Origin of the sequence: Cytobacillus sp. FSL R7-0696, from assembly GCF_038006865.1 — a bacterium.
Lineage (GTDB): Bacteria > Bacillota > Bacilli > Bacillales > Cytobacillaceae > Cytobacillus > Cytobacillus kochii.
Genome location: NZ_JBBOWA010000001.1, coordinates 3,499,728 through 3,521,079, shown reverse-complemented (window position 1 = coordinate 3,521,079; position 21,352 = coordinate 3,499,728). Strand labels below are relative to the sequence as shown.

Annotated in this window: 18 protein-coding genes, 1 other RNA gene and 1 riboswitch; of the genes, 2 read left to right on the top strand and 17 right to left on the bottom strand. The window is 35.7% G+C overall.

Going from position 1 to position 21,352, the window contains the following annotated elements:
- Positions 1 to 185: 185 nt before the first annotated feature.
- The 11 genes from MKX29_RS18205 to MKX29_RS18155 all read right to left on the bottom strand — a co-directional run bounded on the left by MKX29_RS18205 (position 186) and on the right by MKX29_RS18155 (position 11,020).
- Positions 186 to 1,496 (bottom strand): nucleobase:cation symporter-2 family protein, encoded by a 1,311-nt coding sequence (locus MKX29_RS18205; protein WP_224937483.1) that lies wholly within the window; start codon positions 1,494 to 1,496, stop codon positions 186 to 188.
- On the bottom strand, positions 1,493 to 2,092 hold the full coding sequence (locus MKX29_RS18200; RefSeq protein ID WP_251161891.1) for a xanthine phosphoribosyltransferase: 600 nt from the start codon (positions 2,090 to 2,092) through the stop codon (positions 1,493 to 1,495). The genes MKX29_RS18205 and MKX29_RS18200 overlap by 4 nt, the downstream gene beginning before the upstream one ends.
- A 119-nt stretch (positions 2,093 to 2,211) precedes the next feature.
- A riboswitch (purine riboswitch) is annotated at positions 2,212 to 2,313 on the bottom strand.
- Between the two features lie 306 nt (positions 2,314 to 2,619).
- On the bottom strand, positions 2,620 to 3,531 hold the full coding sequence (locus MKX29_RS18195; RefSeq protein ID WP_341106910.1) for a DMT family transporter: 912 nt from the start codon (positions 3,529 to 3,531) through the stop codon (positions 2,620 to 2,622).
- Between the two features lie 26 nt (positions 3,532 to 3,557).
- Positions 3,558 to 5,078: a carboxypeptidase M32 gene (locus MKX29_RS18190; RefSeq protein WP_341106908.1), complete on the bottom strand. Its 1,521-nt coding sequence runs from the start codon at positions 5,076 to 5,078 to the stop codon at positions 3,558 to 3,560.
- A 225-nt stretch (positions 5,079 to 5,303) separates the two neighbouring features.
- Positions 5,304 to 7,235 carry an ATP-dependent DNA helicase gene (locus tag MKX29_RS18185; protein ID WP_341106905.1) on the bottom strand — a complete coding sequence of 644 codons (1,932 nt, stop codon included), beginning with the start codon at positions 7,233 to 7,235 and terminating at the stop codon, positions 5,304 to 5,306.
- Between the two features lie 98 nt (positions 7,236 to 7,333).
- Positions 7,334 to 7,501, bottom strand: a complete 168-nt coding sequence (locus tag MKX29_RS18180) for a hypothetical protein (protein ID WP_157733946.1) — start codon at positions 7,499 to 7,501, stop codon at positions 7,334 to 7,336.
- A 108-nt stretch (positions 7,502 to 7,609) separates the two neighbouring features.
- Positions 7,610 to 8,758, bottom strand: a complete 1,149-nt coding sequence (locus MKX29_RS18175; RefSeq protein WP_285840841.1) for a THUMP domain-containing class I SAM-dependent RNA methyltransferase — start codon at positions 8,756 to 8,758, stop codon at positions 7,610 to 7,612.
- A 168-nt stretch (positions 8,759 to 8,926) separates the two neighbouring features.
- An RNA gene (gene rnpB, locus MKX29_RS18170) (RNase P RNA component class B) lies at positions 8,927 to 9,314 on the bottom strand.
- A gap of 77 nt (positions 9,315 to 9,391) precedes the next feature.
- Positions 9,392 to 9,700 carry a cell division regulator GpsB gene (gene gpsB, locus MKX29_RS18165; RefSeq protein WP_224937478.1) on the bottom strand — a complete coding sequence of 103 codons (309 nt, stop codon included), beginning with the start codon at positions 9,698 to 9,700 and terminating at the stop codon, positions 9,392 to 9,394.
- A gap of 86 nt (positions 9,701 to 9,786) precedes the next feature.
- Entirely contained in the window at positions 9,787 to 10,350 is a 564-nt protein-coding gene (locus MKX29_RS18160) for a DUF1273 domain-containing protein (protein ID WP_224937477.1), read from the bottom strand.
- Positions 10,351 to 10,768: 418 nt separating this feature from the next.
- The gene (locus MKX29_RS18155) at positions 10,769 to 11,020 is read right to left on the bottom strand and encodes a CotD family spore coat protein (protein WP_224937476.1); all 252 of its coding nucleotides are present in this window, start codon (positions 11,018 to 11,020) and stop codon (positions 10,769 to 10,771) included.
- Between the two features lie 443 nt (positions 11,021 to 11,463).
- Here MKX29_RS18155 and MKX29_RS18150 point away from each other — a divergent pair, with 443 nt between their 5' ends.
- A complete protein-coding gene (locus MKX29_RS18150; RefSeq protein ID WP_341106900.1) occupies positions 11,464 to 11,877 on the top strand; it encodes a VOC family protein in 414 nt (137 codons plus the stop codon).
- A 24-nt stretch (positions 11,878 to 11,901) separates the two neighbouring features.
- Here the strand turns inward: MKX29_RS18150 and MKX29_RS18145 are convergent, their stop codons facing one another.
- Both MKX29_RS18145 and MKX29_RS18140 read right to left on the bottom strand, forming a co-directional pair.
- Positions 11,902 to 13,158 carry a ribonuclease H-like domain-containing protein gene (locus MKX29_RS18145; protein ID WP_224937474.1) on the bottom strand — a complete coding sequence of 419 codons (1,257 nt, stop codon included), beginning with the start codon at positions 13,156 to 13,158 and terminating at the stop codon, positions 11,902 to 11,904.
- Positions 13,159 to 13,174: 16 nt separating this feature from the next.
- Positions 13,175 to 15,439 carry a DEAD/DEAH box helicase gene (locus tag MKX29_RS18140; protein WP_224937473.1) on the bottom strand — a complete coding sequence of 755 codons (2,265 nt, stop codon included), beginning with the start codon at positions 15,437 to 15,439 and terminating at the stop codon, positions 13,175 to 13,177.
- Positions 15,440 to 15,613: 174 nt separating this feature from the next.
- On the opposite strand from MKX29_RS18140, the gene MKX29_RS18135 reads away from it, so the two are divergent.
- Complete coding sequence (locus MKX29_RS18135) at positions 15,614 to 16,060, top strand: Hsp20/alpha crystallin family protein (protein ID WP_224937472.1); 447 nt, start codon at positions 15,614 to 15,616, stop codon at positions 16,058 to 16,060.
- Positions 16,061 to 16,088: 28 nt separating this feature from the next.
- On the opposite strand, the gene MKX29_RS18130 is transcribed toward MKX29_RS18135, so the two are convergent.
- From MKX29_RS18130 to MKX29_RS18115, 4 genes are all read right to left on the bottom strand, one after another.
- Entirely contained in the window at positions 16,089 to 18,407 is a 2,319-nt protein-coding gene (locus MKX29_RS18130) for an ABC transporter permease (RefSeq protein ID WP_341106897.1), read from the bottom strand.
- Positions 18,400 to 19,266 carry an ABC transporter permease subunit gene (locus MKX29_RS18125; protein ID WP_341106895.1) on the bottom strand — a complete coding sequence of 289 codons (867 nt, stop codon included), beginning with the start codon at positions 19,264 to 19,266 and terminating at the stop codon, positions 18,400 to 18,402. Before MKX29_RS18125 ends, MKX29_RS18130 begins: the two co-directional genes overlap by 8 nt.
- Before the next feature lie 730 nt (positions 19,267 to 19,996).
- Positions 19,997 to 20,458, bottom strand: a complete 462-nt coding sequence (locus tag MKX29_RS18120) for a hypothetical protein (protein WP_251161900.1) — start codon at positions 20,456 to 20,458, stop codon at positions 19,997 to 19,999.
- Positions 20,436 to 21,185, bottom strand: coding sequence for an FtsK/SpoIIIE domain-containing protein (locus MKX29_RS18115; protein ID WP_281202398.1), 750 nt, complete (start codon positions 21,183 to 21,185; stop codon positions 20,436 to 20,438). Before MKX29_RS18115 ends, MKX29_RS18120 begins: the two co-directional genes overlap by 23 nt.
- Between the last annotated feature and the right edge of the window lie 167 nt (positions 21,186 to 21,352).

Genomic DNA, 21,352 nt, shown 5'->3' with positions numbered 1-21,352 from the left:
TTTTGCTCGGATATCTTGGATGGATTTCCTTTAGATGTACGAGCAAATCCTTTTTCCTCTGCTATCATCCATTTTTGTATCAAAAATGAACAATCAAACCGAGTTTTAATGAATCGGATTTGAACCGTCTTTTTTTAAAGCAAAGAAAAGCAGCTGACTTGAATTCAGCTGCTTTTCATTACCTATTAAGAAGCTTTCGCTTGCTCAACTTCCTCTTCATTTACTCCACTCTTTTTTCCAAGCATATTAAAAACGATATTTAAAATAATTGCCGTTAAACTCCCAACCACAATTCCGCTTTCAGTAATAATACGGATATTTTCTGGTAGATTCGCAAAGATCGTTGGAACAAATGTAACCCCTACACCTAGACCAACAGAACAAGCGATAATGAGTAGGTTTTCTTGTGAGTTAAAGTCTACTTTGCTTAACATTTTAATTCCTGATGCTATAACCATACCAAACATAGCAAGCATGGCTCCACCTAGCACAGAAGATGGAATAACTGTTGTTAATGCACCGATTTTAGGTACTAACCCTAAGATGACTAAAAATGCACCAGCAACATAAATAACATTTTTGGTCTTTACACCTGATAATTGAATTAAACCTACATTTTGTGAAAAAGTTGTGTAGGGAAATGCGTTAAAAATACCACCAAAAACGATCGCTAATCCTTCTGCACGATAACCGTTTGCTAAGTCTTTATCTTTTAATTTTTTATTCGTAATATCACCTAATGCGAAATATACACCCGTAGATTCGACAAGGCTGACCATTGCCACGAGAATCATTGTAAGAATCGGAATCAAATCAAAGGTAGGCATTCCGAAATAAAATGGCTGTGGCATATGGAAGAATGACGCCTCCCCAACCGCTGAAAAATTCACTTTTCCCATGATAGAAGCAATAATTGTTCCAACAATAATACCAATTAAAATCGAAATAGCACGTACAAAGCCTTTTGTAAACTTATACAAAACTAAGATAACAAGAAGCGTTGAAAAAGCTAAAATAACATTTTCCGTTGAACCAAAATCTGGACTACCTTCCCCGCCAGCCATATTATTCATAGCTACAGGAACTAAAGTTAATCCGATTATTGTCACAACTGATCCTGTTACGACAGGAGGGAAAAATCTAACCAATTTACCAAAGAAAGTAGCAACCAATATTACAAATAATCCAGATACAAGAATGGCACCATAAATGGATGTAATACCATAGTTTCCACCGATTGTAATCATCGGCCCTACTGCTGTAAATGTACAACCTAGAACAACCGGCAAACCGATACCAAAAAATCTATTCTTCCAAACTTGCAATAATGTGGCAATCCCACACATCATAATATCAATTGATACAAGATAGGTTAATTGCTCTGCTGTTAAACCTAGGGCACCACCAACAATCAATGGGACAATAACTGCTCCAGCGTACATGGCGAGCACATGTTGTATTCCTAGGGAAGCTAATTTCAACGGATTTTGATTCATTTTGAGGATTCCTCCATCTCTTCAACTTGTGTAAAAGTAACCTTGCTATCCGCAAGTGATTGAACAATTGCTAAAGATTCAACTTTATAACCTTTTTCGCGTAATTGTTTTCCTCCATCTTGGAATCCCTTTTCAATGACAATGCCCATACCAGCGATAGATGCTTTCGCTTGGTCCACGATATCCGCTAAGCCTAGAGCAGCCTGCCCATTTGCTAAGAAGTCATCAATGATCAACAGACGGTCATTTTCACTTATAAATTTTTGCGATACTGAAATCTCATTGGTTTCTTGTTTTGTAAATGAATACACCTCTGCAGTTAACAAATCATTAACCAATGTCAAAGATTTTCTCTTCCTAGCAAAGACAACAGGTACATTCAAATATAATCCAGTCATGACAGCTGGAGCAATTCCTGAAGATTCTAATGTAAGTATCTTCGTCACGCCTTCATCTTTAAACCGAGCTGCAAATTCTTTGCCTATTTCTAACATAAGCTCAGGATCAATCTGGTGATTAAGAAAAGAATCTACCTTCAAAACAGTATCTGAAAGTACTTTTCCTTCTTGTTTGATTTTTTCTTTAAGCAGCTCCATAATTATCCCCCTTGGCTATAATACAAAAAACCTAAAAGTCATCCGCTTCACTTTCAACTTGAGTGCAGCAAGGACCTTTAGGTTTTAAAGGTGTGGAAACAAGAGCAGATAAAAGACTACTCCTCCACTTGCTCACCCATAGTCAAATAATTTACGGTTATTCGGTAGAAACTCGCGGACCATATTTCCGCTATTATATGAATGACAACTATTAAGTTATTTAAATTGAATTACTATCATTATATCATGCGACTTCAAAAATTCAATAGGATAATGATAGAAAAAACGAACAATAGAGAATTTCTTGTAATTATCATTCGTATATTATTGGTAATTTTCTAAAATCTCATTTTCCGTTACTCCGTTTATATAAAGAAATAACCATTTTTAAGGATAAAAATGTTCCCTTCTCTTAAAATCATATTTACTCTTGATATTTCTGCAAACTATATCATTTCTAACAAAAAAAACATCTAAACCTACTTCAATGAATAGGTTCAGATGTTTAAATACCTTAATAAGCTTCATTATTGGGTGATTTCATCGCTTGTATAGTGCTTCCTTTTCTTTTGCGGTAAGTTCACCACAACAACTGAACCGACAATAAACAAAGCACCCACTACTTGTAACCAAACAAGGCTTTCATTAAATAATAATACACCCATTATTGTAGCAACCACAGGTTCAACTGTGGAAATGACTGCTGCTGTACTTCCTTCTGTTTTCTCTAACCCTTTTGTATAAAGAATATAAGCAAGTACTGTTGGTATAAGCCCTAGGCCAACACTTAAAAGCATGACATCAGTTTGCATAAAGAGTGTACTTTTCTCCCACAAACTTGTTATTGGTATAAGCACAACAGCTGCGATAACAAAAGTAAAAAATGTTACGGCAAACGGAGAATAGCGGTTGAGTGCGAATTTACCAAATATTGTATAAAGCGCATAACCAATACCAGAGCCTAAACCAGTAATAATACCTAAAATGGTTATTTGACTTTCTCCTAAAGCTAACCCTGCAATTAATATACAGCCTGCCATTGTCATTATAACCGCGATGATTTTGTTTATTGTCATTTTCTCTTTTAAAAACATAAATGATAGAATCGTCACAAATGCAGGTGCTGTATAAAGAAATATAACTGCCATGGATATACTCATCTCACTCATAGTCGTGAAATAACAAAAATTGAATAACACGATGCTACAAATGCCTGTACCAAGGAAGTACCGTACATCACCTACAGCGTGTAACTTCATCTCTTGGCGATAATGGATAAAACCTATCAGCAATAAAAATAAAACAGCAAAAATAGCGCGAATCGCTACGATTTCCATTGAAGTGAAACCAGCAGAAGCTAATCCCTTCACAAATAAGCCAATAATTCCCCATAAACTTGCTCCAGCCGCAATCATTATAAAGGGCAGAATACGTTTCATCTTCCACTCCCCGTTTCTAGCGATATCTAGTTTAGTTGATAAATTGCACGATACTTATCTGTTAAATAGTCAATAAGATACTGTACATTTAAGCCTTCTCCAGTTGCCGATTGAATGATTTCTAAAGGCTCTTTCATACGCCCGTAGCGATGGACATTCTCAGTTAACCACTCTCTAATCGGGGTAAGATTGCCCTCTTCTAACAATTGATCAAACTCAGGTATACTCTTCAACATACTTTGTTTTAATTGTGCTGCGTACATATAGCCTAACGCATAGGATGGGAAATATCCAAAGCTTCCGCTTGCCCAATGAACGTCCTGCAAGACACCCTCAGCATCAGTTTTAGGCGTAATCCCTAAATATTCTTCATATTTTTCATTCCATAATTGCGGCAAATCTTTCACTTCGATTTCATCATTAAATAATGCCTTTTCTAGTTCATAACGAATCATAATATGAAGCGGATAAGTTAATTCATCTGCTTCTATACGAATCATAGATGGCTTAGATTCATTAATCGCATGATAGAATTCATCTAATGTAATGCCGTCAAATTGATCTGGGGCAAATTGATTGAGCAGTTCAAAATTATGTTTCCAGAACCCTTGATGACGACTAACAAAATTTTCGTAAAACAGTGATTGCGATTCATGGATTCCCATTGATGCGCCATCACAAAGGAGTGTATCTACCAACTCCTTAGAAATATTTTGCTCATAGATGGCGTGTCCACCTTCATGAATCGTACCAAATACAGCCATGCGAAAATCGTTCTCATCATATCTCGTTGTAATACGGACATCACCAGGATTAATACCAGTGGCGAAAGGATGTACCGTATCATCTAGACGACCTGCATCAAAATCATAACCCATTTGGTCAAGAATTTGCAGTGTGAATTCCTTTTGTTTTGCCTTCGGGAAAGTATCATAAAGGAAATCTGTATTTGGTTTATTCAGTGAGTCAGCGATGTCTTTCACTAATGGAACAATCGATTGACGTAACTTACCAAACACTTCATCTAAGGTTTTTACTGTCATCCCTGGTTCATATTGATCTAATAATGTATCGTATTTATGTTCTTTATATCCCCAGTAACCGATAAAACGTTTATTATAATACACAAGTTTTTCTAAATAGGGTAAAAACATTGCGAAATCAGACTTTTCTCGCGCTTCTTCCCAAATCGTTTCTGCATGTGCTTGAATGGTAACATATTCTTTAAATTCATCTGCAGGTATTTTCTTATTTAAGTCATAATCTTTCTTACATTCTTCTACCAATCTATTTGTCCGTTCTGAAAGACTTTTTTTTGCCTCTTCATTACTTAGTTTACCTATGTATGCTGCCATCTCCTCGCTCGTTGACATTGCAAAGATTTCAGAAGATAACATACTGATCGTTTCAGATCGTTGCTCGGCACCTTTTCTCGGCGCACCGGTTCTTAAATCCCAGTACATGAGTGAAACAGCCTCTTTATAAGCCATCATTTTTTTAACAAACGCTAAAAACTCTTTTTCAATGTTTAACATCGTCGCATTCATCTTCATCTTTCCCCCTTCTTATTTCTAGGTTTATTTTAGCATATTCCTTTCTATAAAACTTGTTGTTTAATATCACTATATTGGCCTAAAAGCGCTTCATTCTAAGTTAATCATTCGTGTTTTCGCTTAAATTTAAGAAAAGAATCATTAAACGATCCATATAGTAATAAAAATCGACCAGTAGAACAAAAAAGAGAGACCAGACAAGTCTCTCCTTTTTCATTTTTACCGTATATTCACTTCCACAGGAAGGATTTTAAACACTTTATCTTTCACATCTCCAGGTTGATCATCTTCGAGTAATATATGCACTGTACCATGATCCTCATTTGTACGAATAAGACGGCCAATTCCTTGTCTCATGCGCAGCAACATATAAGGCATGTCCACCTCTTCAAAAGCCTTGCTTGTTTGTTCTCTTTTTGATTGGAACACTGGGTCATTAGGTGGAAAAGGCAATGAATAGATAAAGACATTTTCAAGCGATACACCAGGAATATCCAAACCTTCCCATAAATGCACTGACGCAAGAATGGACTGCTCTTCATTTTGGAATTTTGAAACGAGCGTACTAATTTCTGCTTCTCCTTCAAAATAAATCGGGTAGTTAAGTTTTCCTTCTGCATAGTCTTTAAACAATGCTAACTCTTCTTTCTTTGAAAAAAGAAGTAAACTACCGCCTTGCATCTTATTTAATTGCGCAATCATATAATCCATTTTTTGCTGATGGTCACCTGTCTCAAAGAATGGTGCCAAGGCAGTCATATTATTTTCGTAATCAAATGGTGATTCTACTGTGAAGGAAAGAAAATCATCGACCCCTAAGCTTTTGGCAATATAGTTAAACGATTGTTCTTCAGATAAAGTCGCTGATGAAAAGATAAAAGGAATGTCCTGAGAGAATACTTCTTCTCTCATAATTTCTTCTACCAATCTCGGCATAATGATTAAAGTTCTTTCTTCTTTTTCTTCTTCAAACCAGGCGATACCACTTTGGTCTTTAATAAATAGTGATAAAGAATAGGAAATCTGCTCAAGATACTCTTCCACAACCTTTAGTTCGTATTCATTAATGACATACATTTCACTCTCAAACACGAGTTCTTCTTCTAGTTGACTAATATGGGCAAATAGTTTTTTCGCCTCGTCTATTAAAGCTTTCTCTCGTTTAATCATTTGTTTTTCAGAGCCTGCAATTTTCTCAGTCGTTTGTGATAGTATGCGAAAGAACATTTCACTTTGGTAAATTGTATCTTCAATTGTATGCAATGTTTTTTCACGTACATCGTTTGCCATTAATCTCGTTAACAAAGACTCTAAAATTTGTTCAGTTAGTCGATAAGTTAAAGCTTTTTGAGCAGCATATTCTAACAAATGTCCTTCATCAAAGACAACACTTGAAGCTTCTGGCAATAGTGGTAGCTGTCCTTCTCGCTTTCTTGATTCCTTTGTCCAAATATGTTCCATATAAAAATCATGAGAGCAAATAATGATGTCTGTTGATTGGCGATAATGGTCTCGATGCAATGTTTGCCCACAACGGTGACGTTTTTCACAAGTGAAACAATCTTGCAAAGAGTCCCAACCAATCTGCTCCCATTGTTCATCAGTCAGCTCCGGATAGCTTTTGCGATCACCATAAGGTGTAAACTTTTTCATGGAGACATTTTCCTCAACAAAGGATGGGAGGCTTTCGTGTACATCCATAAAGATATCATCACTATCAATCGATGCTAGCTGTTTATCCAGCTTATTCAAACATAAATATTGCTCTCTTGATTTAGCTAAACGAACATCGATATTTAAATTTAAAGCTTTCTCTAACTTGGCAATATCTCCTTCTGGCTTTACTAACTGTTCAATTAACGTTTCATCAGCACAAGCAATAATCGCAGGCTGGTGGCGGTACCGCGCGTAACAAAGGGCATATAATAAATAGACTATGGTTTTTCCTGTTCCCACTCCTGCTTCAGCAAATACGACTTTTCGATCTTTCATCGCATTTTCTAATTGGAAGGCCATATAAATTTGTTCATCGCGTATATCAAATCCACTCTCTGGAAGTAGATCATAGAATACATCACCAATCCAATCCCCTAGTTTCTCGTAGAATGATTCTGTTTTTTCAACCGTAAACGGCATCTGACTCTGTTGCATGACGTTCCCCCGTTTTCTTCTTTTATGATCCCTATTGTAGCAAAAAAAAGTCGAAACCCCTCAATCATACAAGGTTTCGATAAGCGATTACTATCTCTTTAATTTATTTTTGATAATGAATACGATAATGCATGCCTAATTTCTTGTTGGGCGGATTGCAATTTTTTTAGTGCATCACTATCTTTCATTTGATCTGTTGATATCGCTTGTATAGATCCATCAATTGCTTGCATTATTTTGTGAAAATCAATTTGCGTATCTTTCATTATCATGACCTCCATGAACCATTCGATATATGTATTCTATTCACTTTTATGGCATCATATACCTGCTTTAAAAAGAGAAATACAATCATAAATCTCATGGAGAGTCCATTAATTATTGCGTGGAGGTCGCTTGCCCCAATATTGATAGTAGTCTGTTTTAATAAACCCATTAAAAAGTTTTCTTTTCTTTGTTGCAGGTTTTCCAAACACTTGTTCAAATTCTTCATCAGAAGTAAGGATATAAATAGACCATGTATCAAGTAAAGACAAAGCTTCACCCATTTCTTTATACATTCTTTGGACTGCTGGTTTATCACCTAACCGCTCACCATATGGCGGATTTCCTACAATGACACCGTAGTCCTTTGTCGTTGTAAAATCACGTACTTGCATCTGTTTAAATTGCACAAGATCGCCAAGTCCCGCTTCAAAAGCATTCTCTTCAGCAATTTTCACCATTCGATGATCGATATCCGTTCCAGTAATGTCTAGTGGTTGATCATAATTAGCAAGATCTTCGGCTTCCATTCTTACCTCATCCCAAACTTTAGTAGGGATAATGCCCCAACCTTCTGAAACAAATTCTCTGTTAAAACCAGGAGCGATATTCTGACCTATTAAAGCAGCTTCAATAGGTATCGTTCCTGACCCGCAAAAAGGATCGACAAATGGTTTGTCTGGATGCCAATTAGTAAGCATGATCAGTGAAGCTGCTAAAGTTTCCTTAATTGGCGCTTCACCTTGTCCAGTTCGATAACCTCTTTTATGCAATCCACTTCCACTCGTATCGATTGTTATTGTTGCTACATCCTTAAGAAGAGCCACTTCAATCTTGTACAATGGGCCATTCTCATCTAACCAACCATTTGTTTTATAATGATGCCTCAATCGTTCGACAATCGCTTTTTTTACAATCCCTTGACAATCAGGAACACTGAATAGTTTGGACTTAACGGATTTACCCGAAACAGGAAACTCTGCATTTTCCGGAAGAAATGCTTCCCATGGTAAAGCCTTTGTTTTCTCAAATAATTCATCAAAAGTTTTTGCTTTAAATTCTCCCACTTTGATTTTGATCCGATCAGCAGTTCTTAACCACATATTGCTTCGTGCAATCGCATGCGCATCACCTTCAAAAGTGATTTTTCCATTATCAACTTGACATTCATAGCCAAGCGCACGAACTTCCTTGGCTACAAGTGCCTCTAGCCCCATTGCAGAGGTGGCAATCAATTGAAATTTAGACACAACGTTCATCCTTTTATCTCTTATTCGGTCTCGCTTAACAGCAAGTTTATTAAGTCTAAGCGTATAATTTCGTTTATTAAAGTACACCTAATTAACTGATTTCTATTCTTTAATTGAAAGAAAAGCTCTCCTTATAATAGGAGAGCCTATAATTTCTTTTTTTTTACATTAATTCCGTTCTGTAAGCCATGTTTTGTTCTACGTACTACAAACGGCAATGTATTGCCTCGTACATAGTGGTAATCATCTATCTACAGACGAATACGCCTGTCCTTCCTATCAGTTCATTTCCTTTAGGAAAGTGCCCCTACCATAATTTGGGTTTCTCACTCGCGGGGTTTACCTCGTTCCACTCTTCTCATTTCTGAAAAGACTTCGTCACTGTGGCACTTTTATAGGTATTCATACCCTATCTTTAAAAAGACTTAGGTATTTTCCCTGCCGTCAACTGTTAAAGTTGCCCTAGCTTATGTCTTCGCCAGGCACGAACACTACTGGCATCTCAGCCTGTGTGAGCATGGACTTTCCTCTACAATTTAATAAATTGCAGCGATTACCCGAACGTTATTAATGATACAACGAATATTATATGTAATATTCTTATGAATAGCAAGGGCTTTTTTGAAAGTCACTAATGTTTAATTAATCGTACAATTTACTCCCAAATACATGCTTCTCTAAATTTGATAACCTTTTAAGGATATCAAAATTTGTTGTACCAGCTGGTTGAGAAGCTGCTTGAGGTCTTTTATTATTAGACTCCTCAAGTTCTTTTCTTAATTTCAAGTTTTCATGTTGTAATTCTTCAATTTCAGCATGGAAGGTTTCATAATCTTTAATAATTAAATCTAAAAACTTATCTACATCTTCAGGTTTGTAGCCTCTCATGGCGGTTTTAAATTCTTTTTCTAATATATCCTTACTCGTTAATTTTACTTTATCAGATAGCATTATACTCACCTCTAGTATCGCCAATAGTATTCTTTATTTTTTCAAATAACAACACTTTTGTCAATTTAATTTATCGGTTTCACGCGTTAAAATCCATCTTGGGTCATTTGATCTTCTTCTACTATTAATTGTATATCATAAAACGAGATTTGATGTATGGAGTAATTTTCTTTATTTTGATAATTAAGTGCCTCTTCAAATAAATATTTGGGAGACCCTTCTTTTTCCGTATCATAAAAAAGGATAAGACAATCACTCTTCGATAGATGAAAAATGTTCTTCATTTTAAATTGATTAGGATTTTCATAAGGCTTACGCGAAACTGCATCAACATAATCAGCACTTGCTACAATTGATTCATACCATTCCTTATTATCTTCTTTCCAATTCCCCTCTACATTTAAAAAAGGCGTAATCACACCTAACTGTAAGTGTTCAAATCCTTCCTCCTGCAACTCGTACACGACCTCTGCAGCCCATAGCTCCGTTCCAAGCTGTCCACTAATGAGCACCCACTCTAATCCTTCATCAAGTAATGAAAGCAATTGTTTTTTTATTGCTCTTTTGATATACGTCACTGCTTGTTCATCTTTTTTAAAAATTCCTAATTCGAAAGGCTTATAACCTGAAACAGTGGTTACTTTTACCAATTTTAACTTCTCCTTGCGTCTATTTCAAATTCATATTAGCCTAATTTTAACATATTCCCTTATTTAAATCGAAAGATTATAAAGGGAAGACAAGATATCTTTCATTTTAAGCTGATGATGCCTAGAAATGATAGAGCTTCTCTTGCTTACATTTCGAACCAATCTTTTCTAATAAGTGAACTTTGTAAAACCAGCTTTATCTTTATTCTTTGATTAATCGTCTATTTACGAGGAAGTTTCTCAGCTTTCTTTCCTTATTTTGCTCATTGTTCGAAAGTTTGGATAACTAACCGAAATCCAAATCATGATATGTCCTTCAAATACATATTGTATATTCTTTTCACGCGCTTATTTCAATTGGATTAACGAATAGTAAAAAGGACCCATACAATATGATGAGCCCTTTAATGATTCATGTTCAATATCTCCTAAACCTTCTGTTGAAAGGATGAACTGGCAAAGGGCGATACGATACTTGCCCATGTAAAGCCGGTACTTCTGAAGAAGGATGATTGAAATGTACATGCTGATAATTAATATGTTTCACTGTTGTCGTATGACTGGGATGAAAATGTGGAATAATGATGGTCTCATAAACATGGTTAACATGATGATTAGTTGGATGAACAATCGGTTGCAACTCATTTGGTTTAGGTGGAAATTGGTGCATAAAAATCTCTCCTCTCAATCGATAAAAAAACCTTTTTTTCATTCTATGAGAAGTTAGGAAATCTGCCCTGAGAAATTCACCTATAATCGCACCCAAATTATTTCATTATATAAATAGTAAACTATAAAAACTATCCTTCATCGTGGTCATAAACACGGCTGTAATAATAACGACAAAAAAGAAAATATATAAAATAGCTCTATACATTTAAATATCATCCTCGCAATTAGCATTCATTTCATACACGGAATATTGTACAAGGAAATATCTTATAAAACAACTAAGAAAGTTGTCCTTTTTAGTGGTGTTTTTTTACAAATATAAATACGAATGACACAAACGAAGTAAGTCTAAAGTCTTATAAAATTTCAGACAACAATCAGACGACAAAAAACCTCGCCTCTTTCTATAATAGGATTGAAGAAAGAAATGGAGGTTTTCCAATGACAAAGATATGGTCAAATGGCGCAGCTGTTGCTCAAGTAAGAGTCGCACGTCCGACAAATCAACTAACAGAAATAGAACGGTTTTATTGCAGCGGTTTAGGGTTACAAAAGATAGGGTCTTTCCAAGGTCATAGTGGATATCAAGGTATAATGATTGGTATACCAAATGCTAGTTATCACTTAGAGATAATCCAACACGAATCTGGACAGCCTGTTCCTTCGCCTACAAAAGAAGACCTATTAGTTTTTTATATTCCTCAATTATCAGAAATCCTAGAAATAAAAAATAGGTTGCATGGCTTGGGATACCACTCTGTTTTACCAGAGAACCCGTACTGGGAGGAGAAGGGTTTCATATTTGCAGACCCTGATGGCTGGGGAGTCATTCTAATGAATACTTCAGGTATATAAACAAAAAAAGATCCACCGGGACAATTATTCATCCTGGTGGATCCTTTTCTGTAATTTCCTTATGAGTCTTTCACGCCGTTTATACAGACCCTCTTTTTGCTTTTTATATTTCTCTTTCGTTTCTATTTGCTTAAACGCCTTATCTGTAAATTGTATCGCTCTCATGAGATCAGGCAGCCTGTGTTCATATATTTTTGCCAACTCAACACATGCGCTAAATTTTTCTTGGTCATCGCCATCAGAGGAAACCATCAGCCATAACTCTGCTGCTTTAGCCCATTGCTTTTTCTTTTTCAACTGCCAAGCTAGCTGATGTTTCGCTTTTATACCAGCTTCATCATTCATTTGTGCTAATTCTTCATACCCCACTTGCGCTTTCTTGATTTCACCAATAGAGCTAAACCACCTCGCTGTCTCATAGGCTTCTCTTGTGGTTTGCTCTTTATCTAACCCTAGTAATTGGTTAGACAAGTGGATATATAATGTGATCAGTGAGAGGATGTCGATTTCATTATGTTTCATTATACCTAGCATGCCTTCAGGGTTTTTAGTATCTAAATAATCAAAGTAAATCATCGGCGCAAGATAACCTGGGATATCATCCTCTCTTTTTACTCCTAATACTTCTCTTTCAACAATAGATAACTTCGTCCGCTCGAGTTTATGTTTCCATAACCTTCTTGAAGCATGATATAAATCAAAATGACCAAAAGGCGGTAGTTTGGGTAAATGTTCTCGAATTAATGTATGCCGTGTTTGTAACTGGGGCCAATCAAACGCTTTACCGTTATAGGTCACCATGGTTGTATAATCAATCGATTCTAAGAAGCTTTTATATAGAGCGATTTCTCCTCCAGGGTCAGGTAATATATGTTGCTTTAATGTGACGCCTTTTCGACTCACGCTCGCATACCCTAATAAGAAAATCGTATTGCCTACTCCACCTCCAAGCCCTGTTGTTTCAGTATCAAAAAAGAACAAATCCTCTGCTTGATGGCCTCTCGCTGTTAACGGGTGACACTCGGTAGTTTCGTTCCATTTTTCAATGACCTTGTATAATTCTTGAAAGCGGTAATTTCCATGTAAATAATCTAGGGGATAATGAATTTCTCTAATGAGACAAGTACTACCTTCTATATCATGATAAGGAGAAACATGGTGTTGTTGCCATACGTCTTGGAAAGGGAAAACGGATGGGGACTTCTGCTCTACTTCTACTTTTTTCTCGGTAGCATGAGACATATGTGATTGTAAACGATTCAATTTATTTTTTAATGACACACTTCTCACCTACTCCTTATAGCCATGTTTGAAATAACTTTAACACATCACCTTTAGCTGTCTCAGAAGAAAGATCTGTTCCAACACAAGAAGGACAACCCGTTTCACAAGGACATCTCTCAATCATTGAGATGGCTTCTCTTATTAGTTGATCAATTTCATCGTAGACTTTCTCACTTAATCCTACACCGCCAGGGTATTTATCGTAGAAAAATAAGGTTGGTTTTTCATTATGAATAGCTTTTACTTGCGGAACGACATGAACGTCCGTCTGATCACACATAACGAATAATGGCACGATTGCTTTAAGGGCATGAGCGGCTCCAATTAAACCTTGCTCCAGTCGTTCTTTTCCGAACATCAATCCTTCTGCAAAAAAGGTCACCCACGTAGCACTTGTGTGCAATTCTTCTTCTGGTAAAGAAATGGGTCCAGAGCCGATGTTATCATGCGTATCAAATTTAATTTTTTTAAATATCGTTGCCATGGCCGTTACACTCACATCACCATAGCCAATCTGTTCGTTTCCAATTCGCTTTGTTTTATCTTCCTCTAACACTTTTAATTCGACGGCTAAATTGGCGTCTGTATAATAATCAACTGCCACTTCTCGTACAAAAGCTTTTTTCTCTTCCCAATCTAAATACTCAACTTGAAATTGAGTACCTTGGTGGAGGTAGATGGCTTCATCATGTAACAATGTCATCGCCGAAAAACGGTCCATCTCACCAATCACCTTCACATTCGCCACATCTGATTGATCGATTATGACAACATTCTCTTGCGATGCAGACCGTAAACTGACATTATGAGCTGGAAAAGAATCATTCATCCAATAATACTTCTCTTGATTTTCGTGCAGTACCTGTTCTTCAGATAAATATTCTAATACTTCTTCTGTTTCAAAGCGACCAAATGACTCTCCTTTCTTAAAAGGCAATTCATAGGCAGCACATTTAATATGATCGATGAGAATAATTAAGTTATCCGGATTGATTCTTGCTGTTTCTGGATTTCGTTTAAAGAAATAATCAGGATGATCAATGATATATTGATCTAATGGGTTTGAGCTAGCAACCATAATGACGAGTGATTCACTATGTCTACGCCCAGCTCTACCAGCTTGCTGCCAAGAACTAGAAATTGTCCCTGGGTAACCAGTCATAATACAAACTTGCAGCTGACCAATATCGACGCCAAGTTCGAGTGCGTTTGTACTAACAACTCCATAAATCTCTCCATGACGCAAACCCTTTTCAATCGATCTTCTCTCAGATGGAAGGTAACCGCCACGATAACCTCTGATTGCTTTCGGTCCAATCTTATGCTTGACTAGCTCTTGTAAATACTTGAGTAATACTTCCACTCTCACACGGCTTTTGGCAAAAATAATCGTTTGCACTTTGTTCATTAGCATTTCACTTGCTAGCCTTCTTACCTCGAGTGTCGCACTTCTCCTTATATTTAATGGCTGATTGACAAGCGGTGGATTATAAAACACAAAATGTTTACGGCCGCTCGGCGCACCATTATTGTCAATTAATTTCATATTTGTTTCTGTTAACTCCTCTGCAAGTTCAAGGGGATTGGCAATAGTCGCAGAAGTGCATATAAAAACGGGTTTACTTCCATAAAACTCACAGATTCTTAATAATCTCCGTAGAACATTGGCTACATGAGAACCGAATACACCGCGATAAATATGTAATTCATCAATAATAATAAAACGAAGATTTTCAAATAATGATACCCATTTCGTATGATGTGGAAGAATTGCTGAATGAAGCATGTCCGGATTAGTCATAACAATATGGCCAGCTCTTCTCACTTTTTGTCTTATATTTGAAGGCGTGTCACCATCATATGTATAGCTATTAACGGAAAGAGATGACTCTTCAATCAATTCATTGATTTCCATTTTCTGATCCTGAGCAAGTGCTTTTGTAGGAAATAAATATAGGGCCCTTGCTTGTGGATTATTAATGATAGTCTGCAATACCGGCAAATTGTAACATAAGGTCTTTCCCGACGCTGTTGGTGTAACAGCAACAATGGACTGATGAGCCATAACGGCATCGTAACTTGAGCGCTGATGGGTATACAGACGGGATATTCCTCTTTTTTCTAAGGCGCTCATTAAATGAGAATCTAGTCCAATCGGCATATCCGCTACTTGCGCTTCCTTCTCTTCCAAAGTATGCCAATACGTTATTTGTTCTCCAAATTTATCGGATTGCTTGAGCTCTTTAATCAGTTCTTGTAAATTCTTTTTCACCTTCACGTTCTTCACCTCATCACTTTATTCTAGCGAATAAACGTTCGCAGAAAAAGGTTTTTTTACGATTTATTTATTAGAATATTATTCCATCTAGCCTATTTGAGTTTTAAAATCACCCAAACTTTATCGAGTGCATAGAATAAAAGGAAATGTTTGATTGATTTGGGAGGGAGTTACATGAGTGAAAAAAGAAAGGAGCCGTTCGGAGATTTAATGAAATCCATGAATCAGTTTTTTCATGATAAACCTGTAAAAAACTTCATGCAGACAATGGACGACTTTTTTAAAAATCCGTTTCCTTTCGCTACTTCTTTTCATGTAGAAGTAAATGAAAACGCCGAAGATTATATTATAAAAGCGGAACTGCCAGGCATAAACCGTGAACAAATTGAATTGAATGCCATTAATAATTATATTAAAATTACGATTCACCGACTCGATATTGAGACGCGTGAAGATGACTTACAGCAAATATATCAAAAAAAACAGGCATTCCAACAATCAACTAGGACGATCCCTTTACCTTTTATTATCGATGAAAGCACCATTCAAGCTTCTCACACTAATGGCTTACTCATTGTAAAAGTGCCTAAACCAAAAGGTAAAAGGATCAACTTACAATAATATAATGACTGTAGAGCAAGTAGTAAATCTATTTTCTACTTGCTTCTGTATTTAACCACTGATTAAAAGCTCCTGAAGGTACACTGAAGTAGTCTCGTGTAAACTGAAGGAAAATTTCAGTATCTACTTCTCTTCCGGCAAACTGTTCGTAAAAGGAAGATAAATATTTCTCACCTACTTCTTCGGGACTAATCCCTCTATAAGCGTAATGTTCTTCGATTAATTCGATTATTTTCCAAGCAGGTTGTGCATTTAATATGGCTTCATGTTCAGCCTCATTGATATTGGTATTGGATACTTGGCTTCCATTCACATGCTCTTCTAATGCCCCTAATTCTTCTTGTAGGTAAGCCAAAGCCTGTTGCTTACTTTCCTCACCTTGATTAACGCTGTATTGATAAGCAGCTAAATACGATAGACCAGATCCAATCCAGCTATCCTTTTGAGGGTCCTGACTGATAGCCGATGCAAAATAGAGAGCAGCCACCTCTTTAGCTAATATATATGGATTCTGAGCACCTTCTGCATTCAGCATGACCATCCCAGGCACACTCTCAGTTTCCAAGGAATCGCTTATAAAAATATCTACTTGCTTAAATGGTAGAGGTGCTATCGCCTCTTCAAAATAATCAAAAACTGCTATAATCTCTTCTTCAGCTAATTCCTTCCGTGATGGAGATTGTTGCAAAAAGCTAACCTGCGTATCCTTCTGTGTAATCCTTTCATTTTTCTCCCAATTATCAGACACAATAGAAAAGGAGAAATTCTTCACATCATCAATGGCAACCTCTTCCTTGTCATTCTCAATAGCAGAAGATATAAATGTATATCCTGTTTGAAGGTCATAACTCACTTTAAATGAAGACAATAATGCATGATGATGATGAATATATGGATTATCTTTTGTCGCTTCTGCCCATCTTCCGTTTTTATATGGTGCTAATGCAAAATACCAGTCTTGGAAAATATCAGCATCCTCTATTCCTGTCATGCTATAGTTAAATTGCACATCAAATCGACTCTCGCCTTGCCATTTTTTAGGTAACGTAATGTAATAAACGCCATCCTTTATTTCATATGGTAGATTTTCCTGGTTTACAATGATTTCATTCAGTTCTAATTGAGCTAAATTTCTCGGTGCAAAAAAAATGAGCTCTTTCCATTTATCTTCTGATTCGTTCTTAACTGACACTTCTTCTTTCACTGTAAACTCATTTTCACTTACCATGGAAAGCTCTAAAGAATAGTCTCCTTTATTTTCATTTGTTACACCAATTTTCGAATCACTATATTGATTAACAAATAGACCCCCTAAAACAAATAATAAAAAAAGGATAGCAAAACCTACTTTATGTAAACTAAAGTTTAGTAATCGCTTTTCTCCTAATCTTTTTCGTGTGGGTCTCCCTTTTGGTTTAATTCCAGTTTTGATCCAAGGCATTCTAGCATAATCTGCTTGGAATTTATTTTTTAACCCCACGGTTAATAAGCTAAAAGATATCGTGGTTATTAACAAAATGATAAGTGGCACCATTAAAATATATTGATTGCCCATCAAATTCTCTCTCGCTTGCCCAACAAGACCTGATAATTCTTTTGTAACCGATAAATAGATAACAGGATCATTTCTAACAATCGTTCCGCCGATAAAAATATTTAATAAAGCTAACTGTCCCATGATTGTAATCACATAAACAATTTCCATTGTGAACATCACAAGTAATGATTCTTTTAATTGGGGAAACACGTTACGCCATAACAGCCTCCACCTCTTTGCACCAAGAGTAATTGATGCCAAAACAAAATCTCTTTTATAAATTTCAGCTGTTTTTTGCCTAACAGAAGATACGATACTAGGAGTACCAACAAGTGAGGCAATAACGATGAAATACGCTATAAGAATAGGTGTTTCCAATATAGAACCAAAATTAATAGGCAACAAGCAGAAATATAAAATTAAAAATGCAGGTACATAACTCCAAGCTCCTTCAAAAGCGATAATGAAAGACGGTGTTTTTTTCCATGTACCAATAAACATCCCTAGTACTGTACCGATTATCATTTTTATAGTAGCAACCGCAATGGCAATCCACACCGTATATCGCAAACCATAAAGTATCATTGACAATAAATCGTACCCCCACCGATCAGTCCCTAAAGGGTAAGCCATTGATTCAAATGGTTTTAATGGGGGTGAAATGACATCGCCATCAATATACTTCACCTCTAAAGCCATGAAGATGGAGTGTGGGGCTATTTTCGGACCAAATACCGTAAAAAATAAGACAATCGTTACACTAACTATCCCTAAATACAATGCGTAATTTCGATTATATACCTTATTCATAAATAAACCCTCGTTTAAATAAATAAAGTAAAAGTCTAATAGCTAAAAAGACAAGTAGAGAAATAATTAGCATACAAAAAAGCCCGATGGCAATAGGCTGAGGATCACCAAAACTTTGAAAAACAAACTTGGTTAGACCTGAGACGTTGAGCAAATATTCCACAATAAATAAATTACCGATGGCAAGGGATAATACTTTCACTAAGTCAGCAGTGAGAAACGGCTCAATATTTTTATACACATGCTGAAAATTAATACGATCAACTTTCAAGCCTTTTGCTACAGCTGTACGAATATAATCTTCTCCAGCTATTAAGAAGTACCTCTCAGAAATCAATTTAAATAGATAAATAGAAGGGGCAATCGCAACAAGAACCATCGGGAACCAAATATTCAATGCACCCCCATTCGGTAAAAAGGAGACGACCCTAAAGCCCGTCCATTTATAAATATTCACCGCGAAGAGTAGAGCAAAAATAATAAAAATAAAATCCGGGATAGTTGAGATGATATTCATCATGACACGGAAAATTTTTGTTAAGTAGAATCGACTTAAGAAAATACCGAATAATAAACTTAATAGAATTGAAAGTAATACACCCACAAAAACAATATAAAAGGAAGTGAAAAAATTATCTCCAATCTCTGAAGCAATCGACCTTTGCTCCATCCCTACATAAAATGTACCTAAGCTGCCTGTGCTCAACTCTTTAATAAAATTTCCTACCATTGATGGAAATTGGGCAAAATTCAAACTAACCGTACCATTTGCAGGGTCAACTAAAACGATTGATGGTAAAGTTGCTAGAAATAATATAAGAAAGATGACGATAATCATTTGCTGGATATAACGAACCATTTCTTTCCCCCTTCTGCTTCTTTCGTCATGCTAACTATTTTTCATCTTTCCTACATTATTGTCAATATTTTTTTGACAATTCCCCTATTTCCGAATAAAGGACTTTTCATTCAAATTTATATTTATTAAATAGCTTTTCAAATGGAAGAAAAAGGGCGGCCAAATATTACTGTGCATTACCTCTTTTTTATGATGTCATGTCTGATACGAGTCATCATAAAAAGCCATGTGATTTTTTGCGGTCACATGGCCAAAGTAAGTATATGTCTGCATTAATCCCATTAATAATTGCCACCTTAAAGAACATTGCCTTTTACTTATCCATCAAAGAACCTTATGATCATCTTATTAGCATTTAAACCCTACACCTTAAAGAAACCACGACCCCTTTTACCATTGACGACATTTGATTAATTTATATCTTTTAGTTTCCTTACGTTGTATTTAATCACCTACAAAAGCATTAAACTCGTTTGTTTTCTCGTGAATGTTTAGAGTGCGTGATATTTGTGTGGTCAAGCTTATTATTTTGAGACTTGACCACATTCTTTTATTTTAAGGAAGAAAAGCGAAACGTATAAACTTCACTCCTTATTCCAGATAACATCACACTTAGTTTTTTCTTTCTATCCTCGGTGGTGGTAAAAAACAATAACTTAGGCACACTTTCTTTTATGCTGGGTAATAACTTCTTATATTGTTGAATCTTCTTTTTGTTATCGATCATTTTTCACTGGTTATCTACTTCAATTAGATGCATATACCCATTTCTATTAAATACAGCGTCAGCAATAATTTTACGCTTAGACACTACTGGCATATTTCCAAATGATATACCAAAAGAATTAATTGTCTTTTCTTCAAATTCAATGGAATATTCGTTTTTCCAATCATGTGGGCATTTAAAGTAGATATATACTTCATTTCGTAGAAATGTGTGGTCAAGTAGACTTCTTTTATTTTCTTCATTTATAGAACCAATTAATTCTCTTCCAGCTTTATTAAGGTGGATAATCTTTTCTTTATTATGAAAAGACTCATTAATGTATGGCGATAGTTGTTTAACTACTCTGCAAGCATTTCTATATGATTTTAAGTCATGAATGACTTGCAAATGTTTTATTTTTACTATGCCCAAGTAATCAATTGTTGTTAACAAACTTTCAATCCTACTTTGTGTTGATGATAACATGTTGTAACCCCTCCAAATGTTTGAACATAAAACTGTCATTAATATATGGAACCTGAACAATCCTGTTTTTTTCAACTTTATAAATAGCTCTGCCCGGTATACTTGGCAATTCCTCTGCCCCAACATCATCTAAAATTACACGACTACTTATTTGGGCAGCAGCAACAAATGATAATCGCGCAACAATATTCATCTTTACTTGCATGGGGACCGCTTGTGCAGTGGTGTATTGTGTGCAAAATATTAATCTATAACCTAACGCACCACCAATACGCGCAATCTCACTTAACGCACCCTGACAAAATTTCGCATATTGTTTAGCTTCTGTATTACTACCTACAATATCGGGAGATAATTCGGCACCTTCATCGACAATTATAAATGTCCGTTGTTTAATTGAAGTATCTACAATGTTTGTATAACGCTTAGAACGCATATGCTTCTGTTTAAGCTTTAATCGTTCAAGTATCCCGAGTAAAGTCTCTGCTGATTCAACTAGATCACTCGCGACTTTTTTTACTTGCGGTATATCCTCGTACATACCAAACTCCATTCCACCTTTTAAGTCGAGGATAAATAACTCTATATTATCAGATTGATTCATCAGCAATGTATAAAATGTTTGTTTAATAAATACGGTTTTCCCGAATCTCGTTACTCCTCCTACCTTTTTTTTAGCTAAATTTTTATTGGTAAATCTTTCATTTTCATACTCAGAATCATATATAATTAATTACAAAGATTGGTGGATTGTAGTTCTATCATATTAATAAGATATCTGTTAATCATTATATTATTTGTAAAAAATTATATTTTTTACATACCAAATATTGTGGTTTAAAGAAAATTATGCTATTTTTATACTCGTAATAAACAAATAATGGAAAGTATGGA

What these genes read in the sequence shown, in the direction of transcription:
- MKX29_RS18155 (WP_224937476.1), bottom strand. Translation starts at nt 11,020, where the DNA reads ATGCACCAATTTCCACCTAAACCAAATGAGTTGCAACCGATTGTTCAT.
- MKX29_RS18195 (WP_341106910.1), bottom strand. Translation starts at nt 3,531, where the DNA reads ATGAAACGTATTCTGCCCTTTATAATGATTGCGGCTGGAGCAAGTTTA.
- MKX29_RS18120 (WP_251161900.1), bottom strand. Translation starts at nt 20,458, where the DNA reads ATGTTATCATCAACACAAAGTAGGATTGAAAGTTTGTTAACAACAATT.
- MKX29_RS18130 (WP_341106897.1), bottom strand. Translation starts at nt 18,407, where the DNA reads ATGAATAAGGTATATAATCGAAATTACGCATTGTATTTAGGGATAGTT.
- MKX29_RS18190 (WP_341106908.1), bottom strand. Translation starts at nt 5,078, where the DNA reads ATGAATGCGACGATGTTAAACATTGAAAAAGAGTTTTTAGCGTTTGTT.
- MKX29_RS18200 (WP_251161891.1), bottom strand. Translation starts at nt 2,092, where the DNA reads ATGGAGCTGCTTAAAGAAAAAATCAAACAAGAAGGAAAAGTACTTTCA.
- MKX29_RS18125 (WP_341106895.1), bottom strand. Translation starts at nt 19,266, where the DNA reads ATGGTTCGTTATATCCAGCAAATGATTATCGTCATCTTTCTTATATTA.
- gpsB (WP_224937478.1), bottom strand. Translation starts at nt 9,700, where the DNA reads ATGCTATCTGATAAAGTAAAATTAACGAGTAAGGATATATTAGAAAAA.
- MKX29_RS18135 (WP_224937472.1), top strand. Translation starts at nt 15,614, where the DNA reads ATGAGTGAAAAAAGAAAGGAGCCGTTCGGAGATTTAATGAAATCCATG.
- MKX29_RS18180 (WP_157733946.1), bottom strand. Translation starts at nt 7,501, where the DNA reads ATGAAAGATACGCAAATTGATTTTCACAAAATAATGCAAGCAATTGAT.
- MKX29_RS18185 (WP_341106905.1), bottom strand. Translation starts at nt 7,235, where the DNA reads ATGCAACAGAGTCAGATGCCGTTTACGGTTGAAAAAACAGAATCATTC.
- MKX29_RS18150 (WP_341106900.1), top strand. Translation starts at nt 11,464, where the DNA reads ATGACAAAGATATGGTCAAATGGCGCAGCTGTTGCTCAAGTAAGAGTC.
- MKX29_RS18205 (WP_224937483.1), bottom strand. Translation starts at nt 1,496, where the DNA reads ATGAATCAAAATCCGTTGAAATTAGCTTCCCTAGGAATACAACATGTG.
- MKX29_RS18175 (WP_285840841.1), bottom strand. Translation starts at nt 8,758, where the DNA reads ATGAACGTTGTGTCTAAATTTCAATTGATTGCCACCTCTGCAATGGGG.